Raw genomic sequence first — 21,823 nt, forward strand, 5'->3', positions numbered from 1 at the left:
TTCGGCAAATTACACCGGAATATTTATATAGAATCCCCACAGCACGCGGCTTTGGGCGCAGGCTCCAGCCTAAGCAGAAACCGCTGTGCCGCCACCCGGCTGACCATATAAAACAGCGATACTCCCTGGGGAATACCGCTGCTTTTACTAGCTCTCTATCGAAACCTGATTTAGCGTGAAAACTTCACATCATCAATATATACGGTTGCCGTGCCCGCTGCCGAAGGAGTTACAATCTGAACCCCCAGGGCGTTGGCCTTCTTCAAATCAGCCAGGGTGAACGGCTCGCCTCCGCTGTTCACACTAATGTTATGAATTGTGGAGATATCGCTGAAATCAAGCGTGAACTCGGTAAAACCGTCACCGGAGGCCGCCTGTGCACCGGAATCCAGCCATACGGTGTACCCCCGCAGTTGAAGGAAGAGCTTAGCCTGCACATCTGGATTGTCCGAGACAATTTTCACCTTAGCGCTAAGCTTCGTGAAGGAACTCAGATCCAGATCAGCATATTTTGCAGCCGCCAAAAAGGAATCATCCGCCCACGCGAGGTCCAGCTTCAAGGATTGCTTGCCTTCGGCATACACATCCGTTGATACCGATACCGCCTCATTATTGTTCAGCGCCCAGCCGTCCGTGCCGGTCTCAAATCCGTAATGAACATCGGGAACTACAGCCGTAAGTCCAACCTCCTGCAGATACAGCTTGGCGGTTCCGCCGTCACTGGAAATGTCCTCGATCTTAATGCCGATTGTTTTTACTGCGGATAGATCCACACCTGCCCCCGCTGCGGCTGCCGGCAAAGAAATCGACAAGGTCTTATACCCGCTTGAATCAACAGCTACCGGCGTCCCGCTGTCGCTCCAGGCCCAGTCTGCCCCCGTCTTGATGAACAGCCGCGCTTTGGCGGTTCCGTTCGACAGCTTAACCTTTGCATTGATTGTATCCAGACCGGTAATATTCAGTTTTGCAGGGTCCACGGCAAGCTCGAAGGATTGTTTATAGCTGCCATCGGGATTCTGACCTGTATTCACCAGATCAAACTGTACGCCGACAGCTTGCTCCGAAGCAACGAATTCGGGAGCCTGAGCGTTGGCGCTATCTCCATTTGCCGCAATCCAGCCTTCAATATCCGCGGCACTCTGGAATTGATACAATATTCCGGGTGCATGGACGTCTGGCACTCCGTTATTGCCGCCGGACATATCGGGAAGCGACGAATCGTACACCGCTTTGATATCGTCAAAATACAACGTGCCCTCATGCGCTTTTGCATCCATCGCATTTACATAGAGATTCAGACTTTGCACTTTCGCCAGCCGCTCTTTGGTAAGCGGACCGGCTGTGCCCCAGCTCATTTCCGTCAAATTCTTGAGGCTGAGCACAAACTTTCCGTTGGTGTCAGGGCTAATGACCGGATAGGCTTCGAAGTATCCTCCGTCAATCACCAGTTGAACTACCAGCTTCAGCGGTGCTCCGGTTTGTGCATAAGAGCTATTGCCATCTGAGGCCACCCACAAACTGATTGCATTGTAATCGGACCAATCCAGGGAGCCCAGATTTTTTCCTACCCCTGTATAACCCGCATTATTGATATTATAGTGGAGCTTCATTCCATAGCTGCCGGAATACTTCCGGTCAGTACTTAGCGCTACGCTGATATCGTCTCCGCCCGCTTTGGGATATTTGGCTGCAAGCGCATCGTCGCTTGAACCGTAGGACTCAAAATCATCCACCAGCGCGTTGTCGGACACCGGTGCAGAATAGGTATTATAGAGAACGATATTGTCCACATAGATCGGCAGTACACCTTGAGATACAAAACCGCTCCCCACAATGGAAATCGCCAGTCCGGTTGCCGATGCTGACTTCGCCGCATTATCCAGATCCACAGCAACATCAAACTTGTAGTACTGTGCTCCGTCCACCGTTACTTTCTCCAGAGCGGACAATGCTTTATAGCTGGAATCCATCCCATACTTCGTATTCCAATCATCCGGGAGCTGCACAACTCCCCGTACTGAGGCATTGCCGGCCTCATTTTGCGCAGCCTCCGGGATCAGCACCGTAAATTTCACCCGGTTGACCTTGGCGAGATTTACGTCCTTTAGCGCCGCAGGCGTAAGCTGCAGCTTCAATTCCTGCCAGGTGTCCGCGGCGGACAGCCCTTCCGTAATCTTGACCGCCAGCTTGCCGTCTCCAGCCAGAACCGCATGCCCGAAGTCAGTCTTGATCGTCTCCCCGTTTCCGGCCAGCCCGGACCAGGTTCCATTATTCTGGATTTGCTCCAGATCGGCCGCTGTGTCAAAGGTGATCTCCTTGAGCGGAACCTCGCTGATCTTCACAAAGACCGAGACACTTTGCGTGAGCAGCGTATCTCCCGGTCCATACGCTTTCACCGTAATATTGGCAGAAGTGCCGTTCAGGCTGGCGTCAGGCTTCCAAGCTGCGGCATAGTAGCCATCTGCACCAAGCGTCATTTCCGTCTCAACTGCGGAGTCCCCTACCTTATACGTCACTTTGGAAGGCACAGTATTGGCTACCTTGGCCCGGATAACCGTCGCTGCCTCACTTACCGTTCCAACATTATTCGGAGTAACAATGTGCAGGAACGGTTCTTTGGCCGCTGCGTTTACGGTGAGGCCGTACTTGTTGTCATTCTTTACATCTCCGGCAAAAGCGGAATAAGGATCATTATAGAAATTAACGAAGTCTGGAAGCAGCTCATGATCCGCTTTCTTAGGGACATTCTTGTATGGAACGTAAAGGTTATTCCCTTCACCAAAGTTGGCCCAGGTCAGCATGTAGGAGATTTTTGCCGCATCCGGGTCAGCCTTGATTGCATTTAGTACCTTAGTGAACCACTTCAGCTCATTATTACCGGTGGTCTTCATGCCGGCAGCGCTGTAGCCGTATTCCGACAGGGTAACAATCTTGCCCTTCGCCTGGGCCAGACCGGAAATCATCTTCAGATCCTTAACAAGGCCGCTCAGGAAATCGTCCGAACCGGCATTGTCCTTGTTGTCATACTGGTCCATACCGAGAATATCCACGTACTGGTCGCCCGGATAGGTCGTCAGATATTCACTTTCATTGCCGTTAAAGGAGCCGTTCGGAGAAAACACGTACAAGAAATTGTGGACTCCCTTAACATCGCGCAAATACTCAACGGTGTATCTGTACAGCTCGGCATATTCGCTCTTGGTGGTTGTTGCTGCGCCCCACCAGAACCATCCCCCGTTCTGCTCATGGAAAGGACGGAACAGCACCGGAATCAGGTTGCCGTTATCATCCTTCAGATTGTTCGCAAATTTGGCAATCCGGTCGAGATAGGCGTTGAAGGCAGCGTTCTTGTCCCCGCCCGGCAGAACACGCGCGGCCACTGATGCTGTAGTGCCTTTGGTGTTGCTGGTATCGTTGAAGCTGCCGCCAGTGGCAAAATTATATGGATGCGTGCTCAGTGTAACGATGCCGCCCAGCTCATGCGCCTGCTTCATGGCAGCAGTCAGGCCCAGCCGGCTGGCCTCATAGTCTCCGCTGACCCCCGGCGGCGCTTCATAGCCGTCCAGGCTGAGAGTATCCCAGCCAAATACCGCCGGATAATCTCCGGTAGCGCTGTACACATCGGAAATCACCTTGCCCGCTTCATCTTTGCCGGCAAAAGATACGGTTGTATCATGCTGGTGCCCGAACATGACTTCTTTGCCGCTCTTCTCACCCAGGTAGGCGAACAGCGATTTCGTTGCCGCTGTAGCGGCAGTGTCAACGATTCGGACCGTAGTCACCGTCCCGGTTCCAGTTCCTCCGCTTCCGCCAGAGCTGCCGGAATTGTTAGTGACCGCAGCCGTTCCTCCGCCAGCCGTTACGGGCACTCCATCCTTCACCGAGGTAGTCCCTATGCCTAAAGGCTGACCGTTCAGTGTGACTGAATCGCCGCGAACGTCAAGCTTGCTGATCGTTCCCTTTCCCGTGACGGCAGTACCGGCGGCGGTGCTGCCGATCACAGCCTCTGAAATCACCGTGCCCGAACCTACGTCGATAATAGAAGCGCTTTCAACTGTAAGCTGTTTGATCGTTGTCGAGCCTTCGGCAGCGAGGCGTACCTTGCCGTCCGGCCGGTTCACGATAACGGATGTTAGCTTGGAATCCTTGACATGAATCGAATTCTCTCCGCCTCCGGCAACATATACAGCTCCCTGCACGGTTACGTTCTCCAGAGATGCATCACCGTTGCCGATTCCGGGGGCTAAATACAAATTGCCCGAAATCACACTGTCCTTAAGGGTGACGCCGGTGTGGTTGACCAGCACATTGCCCTCTACGGCGCCGCCGGTGACGGTTCCGGCTGTGTTATAGTAGCGGCTGACCAGTCTGTCGATGATGCTGACGGTCTCAGCTCTTGTGATCAGATTGTCCGGGCGGAAGCTGCCGTCAGGATAACCGTTCAGCATCCCCTTCATCGCCTGGACAGCTTCCTTGGCATAGCTGCTGATTGCAGCGCCGTCCGTAAAGGAAACGGCAGCCGCGCCAACGCTTGGCTTCAGCGAGAATACCTCAGCAAGCAGCGTTGCCGCATCCTGGCGGGATAGCTGTGTATCCGCTTTCGCTTTGTTGTCCGGGAAGCCTTTATAATAACCGGCCTGTCTGGCAATCGACAGATCCTTGGCATACCATGCTCCGGCTGGGACATCTCCAAATGACGTTTCCGCCGCCGCACTGAATCCGAAAAGCTTGTTGATGATGCTGACCAGCTCAGCACGTGTAACCTTGTTGTCCGGCTTAAAGGAACCATCGGGATACCCCTGAATCACACCATTCCCCTGCCATTTTGCAATGCTTTCTTTGGCCCAGTGCGTCCCGGAACTCCCAAGATTCTCGTCCGCTTTGCCGCTCGCCAGGGCGGGTGCAGCCATCGAGACAAGCATGATGCCTGTCAGGAGCAGCGGGAATCCTTTTTTAAACATCTTCATCCATTCATCCTCCTCCTTCTTCTGTAAGGGCTTTCAGTTTTGCAAAAACATAATAACTACACTGGAAATATTAGCACCTTAACAATAAATAAACAATAACAAAATAATATTAATGTTTAAAACTTTATAATCCACTGATTTCCTAAAAGGTACAAAAATCATCATAATTCGCAATATACCCATATGAAACAAGGGCTACATTGATATTTTTTTACGCAAAAATCCATTTAGAAATCAGCATAGCTCCAAGAAATAAAACTAACAAAATAATAACAAAATAGAGCAAATGAAGACCAGAATTCAAAATCAAAGACCATAATTCAAAAAACAAGACTAGAATACACAGAAAAAAACCGTACCTTCAGCAGATACGGTTTGCTCGTAACAGAATAGCGTTTCTAATCCAGATCGTAAATTGAGCCGACCTTCAGTCCATACAGCTCATTATATATTTTCTCGGCAAAAGCATCCGTCATTCCGGCGATATAATCAATGACCATATGCTCCCAGGTCCAGATTGGCTTAGCCTGCCGCTGATCCTTCTCATACCGCTGCAGCCAGTCGCTGGGAATGATTGCCCGCGATGTCTCCGGGTCCAGGAACGCCTCCCATAGCCGCCGCAGAATCCACTCGCTCCGCTTCTGCAGCCGCTGCACGCGCAAATCGCGGATCATCGTGACCCAGGCGAAGCTTTTCAGCACACTTACAGTCCGCAGCATGTCCTCATCCTCCTGGCCATCCTTAATGAAGGTGACCTTCTTCCAGTCCCCGTCTTCAATGACGCCAAGACTGGCGACGAAGGTGCTGACCCAGTAGGCTTTGACCTCGCGGCGTGTGCGGGAGTAATCATTCTCGCAGGTCGGCATCTTCTCCTTCCATACCCGCAGGAACGAACTCAGCACCTCTTCAACCTTGGTGTGAATGGCTGCTTCCCTCCACCCGATCCAGAAGGCATCCTCCAGCGTCGTTATTTTCTCCACAATCAGCCGCTGGATATAGTCGTCAAACATAAAGTGCTCATGAACCTCGATTTTGCCGGCTTTAATGCCATCCTCCAGATCATGTGCGGAATATGCGATATCGTCGCAGAGGTCCATTAGTTGGGCTTCGAGCGTCTTCTTCCCTTCAGGGATTCCCCACTCGCTGCGGATTTCCGAGATGTAATTCCACTCATTCAGATACATGCCCTTCTTAAGCACTGTGCCGGGAAAAGGATATTTGTTAATCCCCAGCAGCACGGCGTCCGAGAGATTCAGACCGTCGATATTCTCGCGTTTCTCCAGGAACATGATCAGCCGGAAATTATGGGCATTGCCCTCAAAATGCTCATACTGCCGCCGCATATTCTCGCGGATCGTCTGCTGCTGCACCGGACCTGCGCCGGATTTCCGCACCGCTTCCGCTGTTTTCCTCTCCACCAGCTTCTCCAGAATGCCGTCGAGCACCTCTTCCCCCTTGTGGCCGAACGGCGGATGGCCGAAATCATGGGCGATAGCCGCACATTCCACCACCTCAGGATCAATCACAAGCCCCGGATTTTCAGCTTGTCCCGTTTCTACCCCGGGGTAGGAGCGCAGCAGGCTTTTGGCTGCTTCCCGGGCAATTTGCGCCACCTCAAGCGAGTGAGTCAGGCGTGTCCGGTAATAATCTCCGGTGCCTGCGCCGAACACCTGTGATTTGCCTTGCAGCCGGCGGAAGGTCGGCGAATGAATCAATCGCGAATAATCGCGCTCATAGGCGGCTCTCGATGTTTCCAGGCGGGTAATCTCCGGATATTGCCGATGTTCTCTTTTCTCAATTAGTGTCATATCCCCTGCCCCTATTCCTTGATCTGTATTTAGTTATACATTATAAGTCATTTTGCCCGGAACTTTCACTCATAAATACAAATAGGCTCAGCGCTTCCGCCCGGGATGAATATTCTGTCAGGGTCCTGGCGCATTCTATTATGTACATGAATACAGTGGAGTGGATCTGAACCAATGAAAACAGGCTGGAAAAAAATCACCGCCGCAGCAATTGCAGCGTGTACACTTCTACTGGGCTCGCCAGACACCGTGCTGGGCAGCCCTGGTGTCAAGAACCGTTACTATTACGAGCAGAGGGGCGATATGATCTGGGAAGTGCACACCAACCAGAAGGTGATTGCCCTGACCTTCGACGATGGGCCTGACCCTTCAGAGACCGATCTGATTCTCGATGTGCTGCATAAGTACAATGCCAAGTGCACCTTTTTTGCCATCGGCAAACGGATCGCCGCCTATCCCGAGGTAGCCCGCAGGGTAATCTCCGAGGGCCATGAATTGGCCAACCATACCTACAATCACGTCTATTTCAAGAAGCCGATCTCCGCGCAGCAGATTCAGGACGAGCTGGAGCGGACGGAGAATGAAATCGTTAAGATATCCGGCAAGCACAGCAGCCTGTTCAGACCGCCCGGAGGCATGTACGACGAGACCTTGGTTGATGTCTCTAACAGCATGGGGCTGAAGCCGGTGCTGTGGTCCTGGCATCAGGATACCCGCGACTGGAAGCGCCCCGGGGTGTACAGCATCTCGAGCAGGGTGATCCGGGGTGCGCACAGTGGAGATATTGTACTGTTCCACGACCATGTTCACGGACAATCGCAAACCCGGGCGGCGCTGAAAATTATTCTGCCTGAGCTCGAGAAGCAGGGTTTCCGTTTTGTTACTGTCTCCGAGCTGATCCGGTTATCTGACACGCAGCAGGCTAAAAAATAGCAGGCATTGAATTAATTAAGCAGTTTTACGCCTCCGCTCCGGCCAAGTTCTTTAATTGCGCCGAAACTCAAAATAAGGTAGTCTTGAGCTATTATGGCTTAATTTTGAGAGCTGCCGCAGTTCATTCTTAGGAGGCTTTATCCATGTCCGAGAATACTTCCTACACAACCGAGGAAATCGCCAGGTTATTGAAAATATCCAAGCTCAAGGTCTATGATCTGATTAAAAAGGGCGAGCTGCCCTCTTACCGTGTCGGCAAGCAGATGCGTGTCGATCATTCTGATCTGGAGGCATATAAGCAGCATTCCCGCAGCGGAGCCTCCCCCGTTCTGCCGCCGGGAGCCGGCGCGGCTGAACCAGTATCGCCTCCGCCGCTTCAGTTCACCCAATTGCCGTCATATACAGGTAAGGCAGCAGGAGTTAATGTAGTGATTACCGGACAGGATATATCGCTGGACATTCTGGCTACCCATCTGGAGCGCAGCGAATCTCCTGTCCGCCCGCTCCGTTCCTACGCCGGCAGTCTGGACAGCCTGATTGCGATGTATCACGGAGAATCCGACATTGTCAGCACCCATCTGCTGGACGGCGATTCGGGAGAATATAATCTTCCCTACATCCGCAGACTGCTGGTCGGCTTTTCTTATGTTGTGATACATATGCTGACGCGCAGTGCGGGCTTTTATGTGCAAAAGGGCAACCCGAAAGACATCCGCGATTGGTCCGACCTGCAGAAGAACGGGATTAGACTGATCAATCGCGAGCGCGGGGCAGGTGCAAGAGTGCTGCTCGACGAGCAGCTACGCCTGCATGGCATACACTCCGCTCAAATCAGCGGATACACTGCCGAAGAGAACAGCCATTTTGCTGTAGCCGGCAAAGTGGCCCGGGGAGAGGCCGATGTCGGCGTCGGCACGGAAAAAGCCGCCAAAATTATTGACGGCGTTGATTTTATTCCGCTAATTCAAGAACGGTACGATCTGGTGATACTCAAGAAACCCGAGCACGAGGCGCTAATCAGGGCAGTTCTGGATATTCTGCGCTCACCCGCCTTTCAGAGTGAGCTTAGCTCCATTCATCCTTACGACCTTAGTGAGTCGGGAACCGTCATTTACGAGACCTGACGGACTGGAATAATTGGATCTCATACTATGCCGTACCTTCAATATTTGCATAGCAAAAAGCAGGCCCTGGCAGCTCATGCCTGAGACCTGCTTTTTTACTGTGCTCAAGAACGGCGGTTGACAAACATCAGCATGAGGGCGGAGATCACAATGATAGATAACACCCACATCCAGGCCAGCGTCATATTGCCGCCATCAACGGCCACATATATTGCGGTAGGCACTGTCTGCGTCCGGCCGGGGATATTTCCCGCCACCATGATTGTCGCCCCGAATTCTCCGAGTCCCCGGGCAAATCCGAGCACATACCCGGCAGCCAGCGAACGGCTGGCTAAGGGAAGCGTCACAAACGTAAGCACTTGAAGCTCACTTGCTCCCTGCGCGCGTGCGGCGTCCTCCAGATCCTTCTCCACCCCTTCAAACCCGGCCTTCACCGTACGGTATACGAGAGGAAAAGCAACCACCACCGCAGCAATGACCGCCGCTCCCCAGGTGAACAGAATCGTATGCTCTGTGAACTGCTCATACAGCTTGCCAATCCAGCTCCGCCGGCCCAGAATCACCAAAAGCACAAATCCAACCACGGTTGGCGGCAGTACCAGCGGAAGCAGCAGCACCGTTTCAACCAGGCTATAGCCGGGAAACCTCCGGCCCGCCATTGCCTTCGCTGCAATTGTCGCCAGCAGGAACACGATGATGCTGGTTATGACTGAAATCTTGACGGAGAGCCAGACCGGGGCGAAAAAATCAGTCCAATTGATCTCCAACTCTCTTCACTCCGTTTGTTCGGGCTAGTACGTAACTGCGGGGAATGTTTGGACTTCCGGCCGCTGTTGTCGTAAGAATTTCTTGATTTATACTGCTTGCAGCAGTTGAAATCCGGAGACAGCCTATGCTTACGATGCCAGCTTTCCTACGGAAAGCTCTTAGGCGGACGCTATCGCTCCTCCAGTTCCAAACTTCCCCTCCGTTACTTCCGCCCTTTTTATTTACTTTTTATTATTGAGCAAGCTTGAAGCCGTAGCTTGTAAAGACATCGCTTGCCACCTTGGTTTTAACATAGCTGTAAAAAGCCTTGGCTTCGGTCAGATGCTTGGAATCCTTAACGATGCCTACCGGATAATTGATCGCTTTATGCACGTGAGGCCCTACAGTAAGAGCAATCTTCACTTTATTGGAAGTGAGGGCATCCGTCTTGTAGACGAATCCGGCATCGGCGTTCCCTGTTTCCACATAAGAGAGCACCTGGCGGACATCCTTGGCAAATACCAGCTTGCTTTGCAGCGTATCCCATACCTTCTTCGCTGTCAATGACTGCTGGGCATATTGTCCGGCCGGAACCGATTCAGGCTGTCCGACAGCTACTTTCTTGAAAGCTTTATCTGTAAGCTGTGTAATCGTTGAAATGGAGGTTTTGGAATTCGAAGGCACAACCAGCACGAGCTGATTCTTCAAAAGCTCCGAATTGTCGGAGATAAGGCCGCCATCGACCAGAGCCTTCATTTGCTTATCGCCGGCCGAGAAGAACAGGTCCGCCGGAGCGCCTTGCTCAATTTGCTTCTGCAGGGTGCCAGACGCACCATAGTTAAAAACAAGATCAATATCCGGATGCTGCTTCTCATACAGAACAGCAATCTTATCAAGACTGTCCTGCAGACTCGCTGCGGCAGAGACGATAATCTCGGTTTTGCCCGCCGCCTGCACCTGCTTATCCGGTACCGCCGACAAGCTGAGTGCCAGTACCGCAGTCATGACAACCACTGCTAATTTCTTGAACATTTTCATTCCTCCCATTTTTCTATCATGTATTATTTAGATGCTATTCTAGCATATCTTTTTTTGTTTTTCTATTATTTTTAGTTATGTTTGTTTATAATTAGTTATGAATGGTTAATGTCAGTAGTTAATATATGTTTATGCTTCTAAAATACAAAAAGCCCTTTAAGCATAAAATGAACGCCTAAAGGACTTTAAGAACTTTATTGAAGAAATCAATTTTTCATCCGGGGATCAAGCACATCGCGCAGGCCGTCTCCCATGAGGTTGAAGCCCAGCACCGTCAGCATAATCGATAGCCCCGGGAACACGACCGTCCAGGGAGCCTTCTGGATGAATTGCCGCGAATCGGAGAGCATCTTGCCCCACTCCGGGTCAGGCGGTTGAGCGCCAAGACCAAGGAAGCCAAGCGCAGCCGCTTCGATAATCGCCGTAGCAATGCCGAGCGTCCCCTGCACAATAATCGGCGTCAAGCTGTTCGGCAGAATATGGGTGAGCAGAATACGGGTATTGGTCATCCCAATCGCTCTTGCCGCGGTAATATACTCCTCCGATTTCAAAGAGAGCACCTTCGCCCGCACAAGCCGGCCATATGTAGGAATATTTACGATGGCGATTGCGTACAGCGCATTTTGCAAGGAGGGTCCAAGAATAGCCACAATAGCAATAGCGAGCAGGATGCTTGGGAAGGCGAGCAGAATATCGAACAGGCGGGAAATCAGCATATCAATCCATTTGCCGTAGAAGCCGGCCAGAATGCCCAGAATTGTTCCTGCTATTATAGAGCCGATAACCGCAAAGAAACCCACCCAGAGCGAGATCCGTGCGCCATATATAATACGGGTGAACATATCTCTTCCAAGATCATCCGTGCCAAACCAATGCTCGGCGGACGGCGCTTTCAGCCGGTTGATAAGCTCCTGGTCCTTAAAACCATAAGGTGCAATGAACGGGGCCAGCAAAGCTACCAGCACAAAAAATACGATGATAGATAGCCCGAGCATGGCTGACTTATTCTTGCGGAAAGCCCTCCACGCATCACGCCAGGGGCCGGATACCCTTTCGGCAGGTGCAGCAGGAGGTGTTGCATTAATGGATGCCTGTCCCATAGGTTCTCCCCTCACTTGTAATTGATGCGCGGATCTATGGCGGCATAGAGCAGATCCACAAGCAGATTAATTAGAACGAAGATAAAGGCGATAATCAGAATCCCCGTCTGGATCACGGGATAGTCCCGGGAGCTGATCGCCTCAAATATATACCTTCCCACACCCGGCCAGGCAAAGATCGTCTCTGTCAGTACCGCACCGCCAAGAAGGGCACCTGTCTGAAGACCCACTACAGTCAGTACAGGAATCAGCGCGTTCTTCAGCGCATGCTTGTACACGACAAGGAATTGCGACATGCCTTTGGCTTTTGCCGTGCGGATATAATCCGAATTCATAACCTCCAGCATGCTTGAACGGGTCATCCGGGCAATAATCGCCATCGGAATGGTTCCGAGCGCTATGCTCGGGAGGATCAAGTGCTTGATAACCGTCCACAGCTGCCCCCACTGTCCGGCGATTATCGTGTCAATGGCATAAAGATTGGTGATGCTCTCCACCGGATTACGCTGGTCCATCCTCCCTATGGAAGGAAGCCAATGCAGCTTGAGCGCGAATAGCAGCTGCTCCATCAGTCCGAGCCAGAAGATCGGCATGGATACCCCAATGAGCGCAATAATCATCGCGATATAGTCAAACCATGAATTTTGCCGCCATGCGCTTAGAATCCCCGCATTGACGCCTATAAAAGTCGCAAACAGCATGCTGGCAGCCGTAAGCTCCAGGGTAGCCGCGAGATAAGGCATAATTTCCTGGGCGATAGGCGTTTTGGTGCGGATCGAGGTTCCCAGATCTCCTTGCAGCAAATCTCCGATATAGTTGAAATACTGCTGCAGCCACGGCTTGTCCAGACCGAGCTGTTCCCGCAGCGCCTGTTTGGACTGCTCCGTTGCTTTTTGACCAAGGATCGTCTCTGCCGGATCACCCGGAATGGCATGGATAATGGAGAAAACGATGATCGTCATCCCGAGCAGAACAGGGATCAATACTGCAACACGTTTTAATAGGTAGGAATTCAAAGTCGGATCACCTTCCAGAGTTCCATAAGCCTTCCTGCCGCCGCAGGCAGCAGCGGCAAGATCAGGCTTATGAAGCATACTATTCGAAGTAAATTTCGCTGTAATATTCCGTACCGGTCGGACCTGGAACAAAACCCTTCAAATTGGCTTTGGCAGCCAGCAGCGGCGTAGTATGCACCAGCGGAATCCAAGGCGCATCCGCTTTGATGATCTCCTGGGCCTTCTTGTACAGATCGGAGCGTTTGGTCTGATCCGTCTCCTTCTGCGCGTTGATCAGAAGCGTATGCAGCTCTTCATTTACATAGAACGTACGGTTGTTGCCTGGAATGGCATCCTTATCCAAAAGCGTGTAGAGGAAGTTATCCGGGTCTCCATTATCGCCTGTCCAGCCGAGCATGTAGATATCATCTTTTTCTCCGGCTTTGGTGTCATCAAGGTAGGTCGCCCATTCAGGGGATTCAATGACGGTTTTTACGCCGATTTTTTCCCAGTCCGCTTGAATGGCTTCGGCAACCTTCTTACCATCAGGCATATAAGGACGGGATACAGGCATAGCGTACAGCGTCACTGAGTCAGGCAGACCCTTCGGATATCCGGCTTCGGCCAGCAGCGCCTTGGCTTTGTCCAGATTATATTCATAATCCTTCACAGCGTCGTTATAGCCCCACAGGGATGGAGGCATCGGGTTGACTGCCGCAGTAGCCTGGCCCGAGAAGAAGGCATCAATAATAGCTTGCTTGTTCACCGCGTAGTTCAGGGCTTGTCTTACTTTTACGTTGTCAAAAGGCTTCTTCTTGAAGTTAAAGCCGAGGTAAGCGACATTGAAAGGCGGACGTTCAATCTTCTGCAGCTCCGTGTTGCCTTCAAGTGCGGACAAATCATCCGGGCTTAAATCCTCCATCAGATCAATCTCTCCGTTCTGCAGAGCAGTGAAACGCGCCGAGTTATCCGGAATCGAGCGAACGATGACCTTATTCAGCTTGGGAAGTCCTTCTTTCCAATAGTTGGGGTTCTTGTCCAGGGTGATGGAATCGTTATGCTTCCATTCCTTGAAGATAAAAGGCCCGGTACCTACAGGCTCATTCTTGAAGTTTGCTTTTTTCTCTTTGATTGCTGAAGGGCTGGCAATTCCGAAGGAAGTCATCGCGAGGTTTTGCAGGAAAGGTGCCTGCGGCTGGCTCAGTGTAAATTGTACGGTCGTGGCATCAACAGCCTTCACTTCTTTGATGACACGGCTGCCTTCCGGACCGAACATGGAATCGTAGTAGTCAAAAGAGTCGCCTTCAAATTTGAATTCACTTGCCGGATCGCTCCAGCGTGTGAAGTTGAACACTACAGCTTCAGCGTTAAAATCCGTTCCATCATGGAACTTCACACCCGGATGCAGCTTGAAGGTGTAAGTCAGGCCATCAGCAGATACCTCCCAGCTATCCGCAAGGGAAGGCTCAACTTCAGAGGTTCCCGGCTTGTACTCCAGCAGGGAGTCAAATACTTGATGCCCAATCTTCAAGGATTCACCATCGGTGACAATCGCCGGGTCCAGCGAAGCGGAATCGCCGCCGCGTCCCAGAATCAAGGTATCCTGCGCTGCCGAAGCTTCAGGCGAGCTCTCCGGCGCAGCGGTCGCTGCTGCATTTGAGCTGACAGCCCCTTCTGTACCGGCATTGTTCTTGCCTCCGCAGCCGCTCAGTGTTAGAACCGCCCCCAGGGTTACCGCCAGTGCAAGACTACTCCATTTCTTCATTTCAATAAACACTCCCTTTCTTCATTAAAAGTATTAAAACGTTTATATGGAACTGCGCTAAAGCGCCGCCATATACCAAATCCGCTCCTTGCTTGGCAGTATTAATCCCGGGTTGTGAGCATTAGGCAAGCTGGGGATGGGCTTCCCCGTCATACAGATGACAGGCGGTTAAATGTCCGGACCCGTTCTCCATAAGCGGGGGTCTTGCCTTACGGCAGACATCCATCACCCGTGGACACCGGGTATGAAACGCACAGCCTGCCGGCGCATCCGCCGGGCTTGGCACTTCACCCTGCAGAATGATCCGCTCCTTGCGGATATCAGGGTCCGGTTCAGGGACTGCCGACAGCAGCGCCTGTGTATACGGATGCTGCGGCCCGGCATAAAGCTTGTTCTTATCGGTTATTTCCACAATTCGTCCCAGATACATAACTGCGACGCTGTCGCAGATATGCTTCACCACACTGAGATCATGGGCAATAAATATGTACGTAAGCCCGAATTCCTGTTGCAAATCCTGCATAAGGTTGATCACCTGCGACTGGATGGATACGTCAAGCGCAGACACAGGCTCATCGGCGATGATCAGCTTGGGCTGCAGCGCGAGCGCTCTGGCAATCCCGATCCGCTGGCGCTGGCCGCCGGAAAATTGATGCGGATAACGCTGCAGGTGCGCCTTGGCCAGACCAACGACATCTGCCAGCCTTTCGACTGCGGCCCGCCGCTGCCCGGCGTCGCCTGTTCCGTGCACAATCATCGGCTCTTCCAGAATGCGCTGCACGGTGTTGCGCGGGTCCAGCGAAGAGAAGGGGTCCTGAAAAACAATCTGCATCTCCCGCCGGCGCTTGCGCATTTCTTCCATAGACAGCTTGGTGATATCCTGGCCTTCGAACCAAATTTCACCCGCCGTCGGCTCAATCAGACGAAGCAGCGCCCGGCCGGTGGTCGATTTGCCGCAGCCGCTCTCCCCTACGAGGCCAAAGGTCTCCCCTTTGCTTACGCTGAAGGAAATATCATCTACCGCTTTGACCAAACCCTGGGCTGATCTGAGGAATCCCTTATGGATCGGATAATACTTTTTAAGGCCCTTGACCTCAAGCAGGCTTTTACTCATACCGCATCCTCCTGTTGATCATCATGCAGCCAGCATCTGCAGCCGTGGCGTTCTTCCTGCAGTGTGAGCTGCGGAAGCGACTGCCGGCATATCTCCATAACATTCGGACAACGCGGCGCGAACCGGCAGCCCTGCATGTCCTTGCTCAGGATAGGCACGTTGCCGGGGATCGAATATAGGCGCTCCCGGGTTTCGCCCATTCTTGGCACAGACTCTATCAATCCCCGTGTATACGGGTGCAGCGGGTTCTTGAAAATATCGCGCACACCGCCCTCCTCCACAACCTTGCCCGCATACATCACGGCAACCCGGTGGCACATCTCCGCGATAACACCGAGATCATGGGTGATCAGCATGACTGCGGTTCCCTGCTCTTCATTCAGCCTGCGGATCAGATCGAGAATCTGCGCCTGTATCGTTACATCGAGTGCTGTAGTCGGCTCGTCGGCAATCAGCAGCCCCGGGCTGCAGGAGATCGACATCGCGATCATGACCCGCTGGCGCATACCTCCCGACAATTGGTGGGGATACTCATCAATAATCGCCTCCGCCCGCGGAATCCCTACCTTGCGAAGCATGTCTACCGCGTGCTCCCGCGCGTCCCTCTTGGACAGGCCGCTATGCAGACGCACGGCTTCAATGATCTGCTGGCCCACGGTAAACAGCGGGTTCAGCGAAGTCATCGGCTCCTGAAAAATCATGGACACAGAATTGCCGCGGATCTTCCGCATCTCTTTTTCTTTTAGCGGGACGATATCCTGACCCTTGAGCAATATACGCCCGCCCACAATTTTACCCGGCGGATCCGGAACAAGCTTCAGGATGGACAGCGAAGTGACGCTTTTGCCGCAGCCCGATTCCCCTACTACCCCCAGAACCTCCCCGGGATTAATGTAGAGATCCACTCCGTCCACCGCAGGAACTTCACCATGGTCAGTGAAAAAATGGGTGTGCAAATCCTCAATTTTCAGAATTGGCTGGATCAAGACGATCCCTCTCTTCTATTAAAAAATTGAACACAGGTCAAATGACAGGAAGAAAAACGCCCGTTTAGGAGAGATAGAATAACCCATACCTGACATTACGCGGCAGTAATTTAGGTCCAAACCGACATTAATGTTATATAATGTATAACACTACTATATAAATCCATAGTAGACAAGGAGAATTTGCCAGAATAAGTAACCCTAGTTGTTTTTGCGAGAATAATGTATGCCTGAATAAAAGAAAAACTGTGCTATTTATATAGCGACAGCCATTTCTCCAGCTGAATTCTCAGCATATCCCGATAGTAGGGCGGCTCCAGAATTTCCGCTTCCTCTTCAAATTTTAAAATCCAACGGACAAAACCGATATCCTGCTCCACAGCTACCTTAAAGTGAAGACAGCGGCCCTGACGGTCTACTTTGCTGGGCTTCACAAACATATCTTCGTTCATGATCCGGTCCATCAGCCGGTCCGAAAATCTGACCTTGAACTCCACCTGCAGGCTGTCCTGATCCAGAGACCATTTCTGCTCCATAAAGGACTGAAGATCAAACTGCTCCTTGGAAAACCAGAAATTCGTAGGCTTTACACTAGAGAAGCCGTTGATATGAAAGGTGCGGATGATCTCGAACCGATGACAAAAGCCGATTAAATGATAACGATTTTCCAAGGGAACAAGGCAGTAAGGGTCGATTTGGATTCCTTTTTCTTCATAAGCATTTTCACTGTAATCTGCCTGAATGCTGGTCTGCTTCATAACGGCTGCCAGAATTTCTGTCAAAAAAGGCGTCGGCTCACCTTGGGAACCACTCCTCTCCATCCATAACTGTCCGGCTTCTTTGTTTGCAGTTTCCATCTTTTCTTCCCTTTCCGCCTTCTGCTTGTATTCCGCAGCCATTACCTTCTCGTAGGCACCTTCAAAGCTTGGAGGCAGCATGTGCCTGATATCCTTCATAATATCCCGCAGCTTAGAAAAAGCGGCTGATTCTTCGTCCGACCAATCCAGAGGATACAAGGCAAAATTCCCGATAAAAGCATATCCTTTCCCATGCCCCAGATGGGTAATAGGAATATGCATGGCACTGAGCGCATCCATATCCCGGTATATCGTTCTCTCACTGTTGCCGCAGCGTTCCGCCAGTTCACGGGCCAGAATCCCTGGTTTTGCTTGCACTAGCGTAATAATGCGCATCAGCCGGATTAATCGGTCTGTCATATTCAGTTCCCCTTGATTTATGGTAAAATAGACCCATTATTTTTAAATAAATTAGTTATATATATCTATAACCAGGGATTTAATAACCGAGATAAAAAAATATAATAGAACTATTTTACTATATTACCACATTTATAATTTGCACTAACTACAACTAATTCATTGTTTGTCTGTGAAAGATTACAGATATGTATGCACCGCAAAAGACACGCTGGTGTTCTATGCCCTCTATCTTGTAGCCGTTGTCTTCCACCACATCTGGCCCGCTGCATCAAGCTGTTTATACACCGATTCCGCTTCTTTCACAAGCTGCATATCTCCGGACCGGGCGGCGAGCAGCAGCAGCTTGTCTGCTTGCCGGCGCAGCTTCTCGCTGACCGTTTGAGCCTGGCTTCCTGTCCTCTGTTCCGCCGCTTCTTCCAGCATTTTTTGCATTTTCAGCAGCTCCAGATGCTTCTCTACATAGAAGCAGCAACCCGCAGAGAGCACATCCGTATGATGCGTATATTCCAGTCCAAGCTTTTTCAAAGGAAGCTCGCGGATACGTTCCACCGGAGGCTGTTTGTATTGCCATTGCAGCCAGAGCGCTTCATGAATTCCCGCCGGCTTCGCCGCCATCGTAAACTCCAGTGCGACATATCTGCGGGTGCCGGATACTATTTTGCCAAGCTTAAGCAGTATGGACCGCCCTTCCCCGGCCTCCGCAATGCAGCCATAACATCCTGTCACCGTTACATGCCCCTCAAGCCAAACTCTCAGCTCGATCTCGCGGGCCACCACTTTGTGTCTTCGTTTGCGGTTCTCCTCACTTTGCGAGCCACCCTTCCATTCGATAAGTAGAACTATATTTCGGGCTCCTCCTGCAAAAATCCGTTCCTGGCTCCATGTAAACATAGGCTGTATACTTGCTTGCATATTTCCACCTCTTTCTTTTTCTGGGTCTTCTATTAATGTACCAATATTGGCGGACAACTCCTTGTCATGGAATATATGTTCGGTCCTATAATATCGACAAAAAAAGAGCCACTCTACTAAAAACGTAGATTGCCTCTTTATGAAAGGTAGCACTTTGTCAAAATCTGACGAAATTTTTCCATTATTTATAACTTGTCGTATGTTGTCGCCCCCGCTCTCCCTTGAAAAAAAATCCCAGCGCCCACTTGGCACACAGCAGCGCAAACAGGAAAAACAGCAATGCCCATACAATAGCCGGCAGCGGTGTGAGCCTCGCCAGATTTGCCGCATCTCCGGCCATGGAAGGCGTAAACGCTGCAGCCTTTACTAGAAAAAGCGCCCCCATAACCGACTCCTCCAGGGTCAAAAAGGCCAGAAACAGGTAATAATACTTACCCGCCTTGGGCCAGACAAACATCATAACGATGTTCAGGGCAATAAAGCCGCTGAGCCAAATCATCCCGAAGCCGCCCCGCACATACAGCAGCAGCATAACCAGCGCTACGCCGGTAGCAAGCATTAGGCCCCAGGCATACCGGCCTTTGGAATATAAATAGAACAGCAGCAGTGAAAATAAGGAAGCCAGCAGGTAACCTGCCAGCGAGACCAGAATTGCTCTTCCTCCTGCCGCTATTGCTGAATAGGTCACTCCGCTATGATCGGCGTACAGTTCAATGCGCAGCACACTTCCTGAGAGCAGCAGCGTTACCAGCGCATGACCGAATTCGTGGAACATCGTATCCAGATTACGGAACAAGGAAGAGAACGGGATCAATCGGGTCAATAAGGCGGAACCCGCCAGAAACAGCAGTGTTGAGAGCCATTTATTTATAGCATTCAGCCCCTTTCCGTTCAAAGTATACGTTAATTTAGAGTGAAATAGTAGAGAAACAGAAACCTTCAGGGGTTTTGTACTGTATTACACTTAGTTTATAGTTGCTGACGCTGCTTCCCGAAAAATATATTGCAATTCGCCAAATTGCGACAATGGAGTGTGTCGTTGGCCGTCCTAATAGCTGGTGTGCTATGCTAAAATAAGAAGGAAAACTAGCCTATACCTGGTGGTGATATAAATGAAGCAAAAAATGATAATGAAACAAAAAGTTAAACGCACCTGCGTAAAGCTGATCGCTTCGGCTCTGCTGCTCCTTGGGTTGTCCGCGATTCTTCCCGCCCCTGCGGCAAAGGCCAACTATCTCAATGATATATATAATGGATTGCAAAATTTCTCGGAGCTGCCCGGTGAAGTCACCAAGCTGCAGGAGAGCTACCAGAAAACAACGGAGGAGCTTCAGCAGACTAAGGAAGAGCTGGGGCAGACATTGCAGCAGATGCAGAATTACCAGGCTCAGAACGCGGCGCTGCAGGAGCAGAACCGCCAGCTCAGCCAGGTGGTCGATGAACTGAAGAATGACCGGACAGCGCGGGAGAAATATTATAATCGCATCAAAATTACCGTAATTACCGGGCTTGCCCTAATATTAGGTTACTTCCTGCTGATCCGGCTGCTGCGCTTCGGGATGCGCCACCGTTCCAGAAGGGGCGACCGTCTGCATTAAGTATGTACGTTAGGGGGAGTGAACTATGAACGTTGATATTCAGGATGAAGGGGACAGCGGCAGCGGACAGGCCATTGCGTTCACCGTTGAAGAGAATGAAGAGATTCATGTGCTGCACCCGCAGCAAATTATCGCCTATCAGGGGCCTTCCTCAGGCCGGGCGGACCGGCTGATGGATGTCAAAGGAATGTACCGCAAGCGCAAGCTGATCCGCTCGGACATGACAGGCCCCTGCCGCTTCGTCGCCGCGCTGCCTCCCGGCTACCGGGTCAAGACACTGCATCTCGACGGAAAAAGCGATCTGCTCTATGATTTCAGACATCTTTTCTTCTACAGCAAAGGAATTACAATGCAGACCAGAGTGCTCAGCATGAAGAACATGCTGGTAACACGTGACATCGTTAAGGTCAAATTCTCCGGGCCAGGCAGCATTGGCATTCTGACCGAAGGAACGGTATGCGAAGCCGAGCTTCATCCCTTCGATCCGCTCTATGTGGATGCCGGCAGCATTATTGCCTATCCCGAAAATGCCAAGCTTGAGCTCACCGTCTATGGCAACCATTTGGCCAGCCAGCATATGAGCTATCATTGGAAAATGACCGGTCATGGTCCCGTGATGTTCCAGGCCGGCCGCCAGAGCAGGCGCTTTGAGCGCGACAACAATGACGACGGCATTATCAAACGGTTCCTGCGCGAAGTTCTCCCGTTCGGCGGGGTATTCATTAAGTAGCTGTGAAGCGCACAAGTGGAAACGGCTACGCCGTCCTTAAAAGGACGGTATCCGTTTCAGCGAGAAATAGAAGGATAATTTATAGCGTGAAACATATAAATTCTTATATTTGCAAAAAAGAGCGCCCGCGATTCCCCGCACGGCGCTCTCTTTAAGTTAAGCTATAGCTCTAATTAAGGTGCATCGCACTCTGCATTAAGCAAGATAGGCATTCAACATCCAGGCATGCTTCTCTACACTGGTTCTGATTCCAATAAGCAGGTCGGCAGTAGGCTGATCACTCAGTTCTTCAGCGGCTGTGATCGTAGCTTTCAGTTCTTCGGCCACAACAGCAAAATCCTTAACCAGCTCTGCAACCATCTCCCGGGCTGTTTCGCCTCCGGTGGCTTCCTGAAGGCTTGAGAGGGCCAAATATTGCTTCATGGTCGAAGCCGGTTGTCCGCCGATTGCGAGCAGGCGTTCAGCCAGATCATCCACATAAGCAGCAGCTTCGTTATACAGCTCTTCAAATTTGGCATGCAGTGTGAAGAATTGTGTTCCGCTCACATACCAGTGATAGTGATGCAGCTTCACTCCCAGCAGGGTCCAGTTTGCGGTCTGGCGGTTCAAAGCAGCGTGCAAATCAGTCTGGTTCTTTACTTGTGTACTCATTCAAAAAACCTCCTATAGTTAATAATTTTTTATATTTAGACTCGTTCTAAATCTATATTTAATTTAACACATTTCCACGGGTTTTGCAACAGCAAAAACCTCAGCAGCACTATACACCCGCTGAGGTTTTTTCGG

The 21,823-nt window shown here is 51.2% G+C and carries 17 protein-coding genes; 4 read left to right on the forward strand and 13 right to left on the reverse strand.

Annotated elements, in window-relative coordinates:
* Positions 1 to 170: 170 nt before the first annotated feature.
* Positions 171 to 4,967, reverse strand: a complete 4,797-nt coding sequence (locus ACX1DY_RS20930) for a glycosyl hydrolase (RefSeq protein WP_458966137.1) — start codon at positions 4,965 to 4,967, stop codon at positions 171 to 173.
* A gap of 398 nt (positions 4,968 to 5,365) precedes the next feature.
* Entirely contained in the window at positions 5,366 to 6,775 is a 1,410-nt protein-coding gene (locus ACX1DY_RS20935) for a deoxyguanosinetriphosphate triphosphohydrolase family protein (protein ID WP_458966138.1), read from the reverse strand.
* Positions 6,776 to 6,949: 174 nt separating this feature from the next.
* On the opposite strand from ACX1DY_RS20935, the gene ACX1DY_RS20940 reads away from it, so the two are divergent.
* Both ACX1DY_RS20940 and ACX1DY_RS20945 read left to right on the forward strand, forming a co-directional pair.
* On the forward strand, positions 6,950 to 7,708 hold the full coding sequence (locus ACX1DY_RS20940) for a polysaccharide deacetylase family protein (RefSeq protein ID WP_458966139.1): 759 nt from the start codon (positions 6,950 to 6,952) through the stop codon (positions 7,706 to 7,708).
* 143 nt (positions 7,709 to 7,851) lie between these two features.
* Positions 7,852 to 8,832: a substrate-binding domain-containing protein gene (locus tag ACX1DY_RS20945; protein WP_458966140.1), complete on the forward strand. Its 981-nt coding sequence runs from the start codon at positions 7,852 to 7,854 to the stop codon at positions 8,830 to 8,832.
* Between the two features lie 104 nt (positions 8,833 to 8,936).
* Here the strand turns inward: ACX1DY_RS20945 and modB are convergent, their stop codons facing one another.
* From modB to ACX1DY_RS20995, 10 genes are all read right to left on the reverse strand, one after another.
* Entirely contained in the window at positions 8,937 to 9,593 is a 657-nt protein-coding gene (gene modB, locus ACX1DY_RS20950; RefSeq protein WP_458966245.1) for a molybdate ABC transporter permease subunit, read from the reverse strand.
* A gap of 238 nt (positions 9,594 to 9,831) precedes the next feature.
* On the reverse strand, positions 9,832 to 10,611 hold the full coding sequence (gene modA / locus ACX1DY_RS20955) for a molybdate ABC transporter substrate-binding protein (RefSeq protein WP_458966141.1): 780 nt from the start codon (positions 10,609 to 10,611) through the stop codon (positions 9,832 to 9,834).
* 212 nt (positions 10,612 to 10,823) lie between these two features.
* Positions 10,824 to 11,717: a nickel transporter permease gene (gene nikC / locus ACX1DY_RS20960; protein WP_458966142.1), complete on the reverse strand. Its 894-nt coding sequence runs from the start codon at positions 11,715 to 11,717 to the stop codon at positions 10,824 to 10,826.
* 11 nt (positions 11,718 to 11,728) lie between these two features.
* On the reverse strand, positions 11,729 to 12,733 hold the full coding sequence (locus tag ACX1DY_RS20965) for an ABC transporter permease (protein ID WP_458966143.1): 1,005 nt from the start codon (positions 12,731 to 12,733) through the stop codon (positions 11,729 to 11,731).
* Between the two features lie 79 nt (positions 12,734 to 12,812).
* Positions 12,813 to 14,477 carry an ABC transporter substrate-binding protein gene (locus tag ACX1DY_RS20970; protein WP_458966144.1) on the reverse strand — a complete coding sequence of 555 codons (1,665 nt, stop codon included), beginning with the start codon at positions 14,475 to 14,477 and terminating at the stop codon, positions 12,813 to 12,815.
* 121 nt (positions 14,478 to 14,598) lie between these two features.
* Positions 14,599 to 15,591, reverse strand: coding sequence for an ABC transporter ATP-binding protein (locus tag ACX1DY_RS20975; RefSeq protein WP_458966145.1), 993 nt, complete (start codon positions 15,589 to 15,591; stop codon positions 14,599 to 14,601).
* On the reverse strand, positions 15,588 to 16,577 hold the full coding sequence (locus ACX1DY_RS20980; protein ID WP_458966146.1) for an ABC transporter ATP-binding protein: 990 nt from the start codon (positions 16,575 to 16,577) through the stop codon (positions 15,588 to 15,590). Before ACX1DY_RS20980 ends, ACX1DY_RS20975 begins: the two co-directional genes overlap by 4 nt.
* A gap of 251 nt (positions 16,578 to 16,828) precedes the next feature.
* The gene (locus tag ACX1DY_RS20985; RefSeq protein ID WP_458966147.1) at positions 16,829 to 17,794 is read right to left on the reverse strand and encodes a helix-turn-helix transcriptional regulator; all 966 of its coding nucleotides are present in this window, start codon (positions 17,792 to 17,794) and stop codon (positions 16,829 to 16,831) included.
* Positions 17,795 to 18,022: 228 nt separating this feature from the next.
* Positions 18,023 to 18,709, reverse strand: a complete 687-nt coding sequence (locus ACX1DY_RS20990; RefSeq protein ID WP_458966148.1) for a hypothetical protein — start codon at positions 18,707 to 18,709, stop codon at positions 18,023 to 18,025.
* Positions 18,710 to 18,890: 181 nt separating this feature from the next.
* Positions 18,891 to 19,580: a M50 family metallopeptidase gene (locus ACX1DY_RS20995; protein ID WP_458966246.1), complete on the reverse strand. Its 690-nt coding sequence runs from the start codon at positions 19,578 to 19,580 to the stop codon at positions 18,891 to 18,893.
* A gap of 241 nt (positions 19,581 to 19,821) precedes the next feature.
* Between ACX1DY_RS20995 and ACX1DY_RS21000 the strand changes: the two genes are divergently transcribed.
* Positions 19,822 to 20,307 (forward strand): hypothetical protein, encoded by a 486-nt coding sequence (locus ACX1DY_RS21000; protein ID WP_458966149.1) that lies wholly within the window; start codon positions 19,822 to 19,824, stop codon positions 20,305 to 20,307.
* 25 nt (positions 20,308 to 20,332) lie between these two features.
* Entirely contained in the window at positions 20,333 to 21,037 is a 705-nt protein-coding gene (locus ACX1DY_RS21005) for an AIM24 family protein (RefSeq protein ID WP_458966150.1), read from the forward strand.
* A 195-nt stretch (positions 21,038 to 21,232) separates the two neighbouring features.
* On the opposite strand, the gene ACX1DY_RS21010 is transcribed toward ACX1DY_RS21005, so the two are convergent.
* Positions 21,233 to 21,688 carry a Dps family protein gene (locus tag ACX1DY_RS21010; RefSeq protein ID WP_458966151.1) on the reverse strand — a complete coding sequence of 152 codons (456 nt, stop codon included), beginning with the start codon at positions 21,686 to 21,688 and terminating at the stop codon, positions 21,233 to 21,235.
* Positions 21,689 to 21,823 lie beyond the last annotated feature (135 nt).

The sequence above is a fragment of the Paenibacillus sp. BAC0078 genome, from assembly GCF_054483875.1.

Coding starts and splice junctions, on each gene's coding strand:
- ACX1DY_RS20975 (WP_458966145.1), bottom strand. CDS start 15,591: ATGAGTAAAAGCCTGCTTGAGGTCAAGGGCCTTAAAAAGTATTATCCG.
- ACX1DY_RS20970 (WP_458966144.1), bottom strand. CDS start 14,477: ATGAAGAAATGGAGTAGTCTTGCACTGGCGGTAACCCTGGGGGCGGTT.
- ACX1DY_RS20940 (WP_458966139.1), top strand. CDS start 6,950: ATGAAAACAGGCTGGAAAAAAATCACCGCCGCAGCAATTGCAGCGTGT.
- ACX1DY_RS21000 (WP_458966149.1), top strand. CDS start 19,822: ATGAAGCAAAAAATGATAATGAAACAAAAAGTTAAACGCACCTGCGTA.
- ACX1DY_RS20935 (WP_458966138.1), bottom strand. CDS start 6,775: ATGACACTAATTGAGAAAAGAGAACATCGGCAATATCCGGAGATTACC.
- ACX1DY_RS20985 (WP_458966147.1), bottom strand. CDS start 17,794: ATGACAGACCGATTAATCCGGCTGATGCGCATTATTACGCTAGTGCAA.
- ACX1DY_RS20930 (WP_458966137.1), bottom strand. CDS start 4,967: ATGAAGATGTTTAAAAAAGGATTCCCGCTGCTCCTGACAGGCATCATG.
- ACX1DY_RS20990 (WP_458966148.1), bottom strand. CDS start 18,709: ATGCAAGCAAGTATACAGCCTATGTTTACATGGAGCCAGGAACGGATT.
- ACX1DY_RS21005 (WP_458966150.1), top strand. CDS start 20,333: ATGAACGTTGATATTCAGGATGAAGGGGACAGCGGCAGCGGACAGGCC.
- nikC (WP_458966142.1), bottom strand. CDS start 11,717: ATGGGACAGGCATCCATTAATGCAACACCTCCTGCTGCACCTGCCGAA.
- ACX1DY_RS21010 (WP_458966151.1), bottom strand. CDS start 21,688: ATGAGTACACAAGTAAAGAACCAGACTGATTTGCACGCTGCTTTGAAC.
- modA (WP_458966141.1), bottom strand. CDS start 10,611: ATGTTCAAGAAATTAGCAGTGGTTGTCATGACTGCGGTACTGGCACTC.
- ACX1DY_RS20945 (WP_458966140.1), top strand. CDS start 7,852: ATGTCCGAGAATACTTCCTACACAACCGAGGAAATCGCCAGGTTATTG.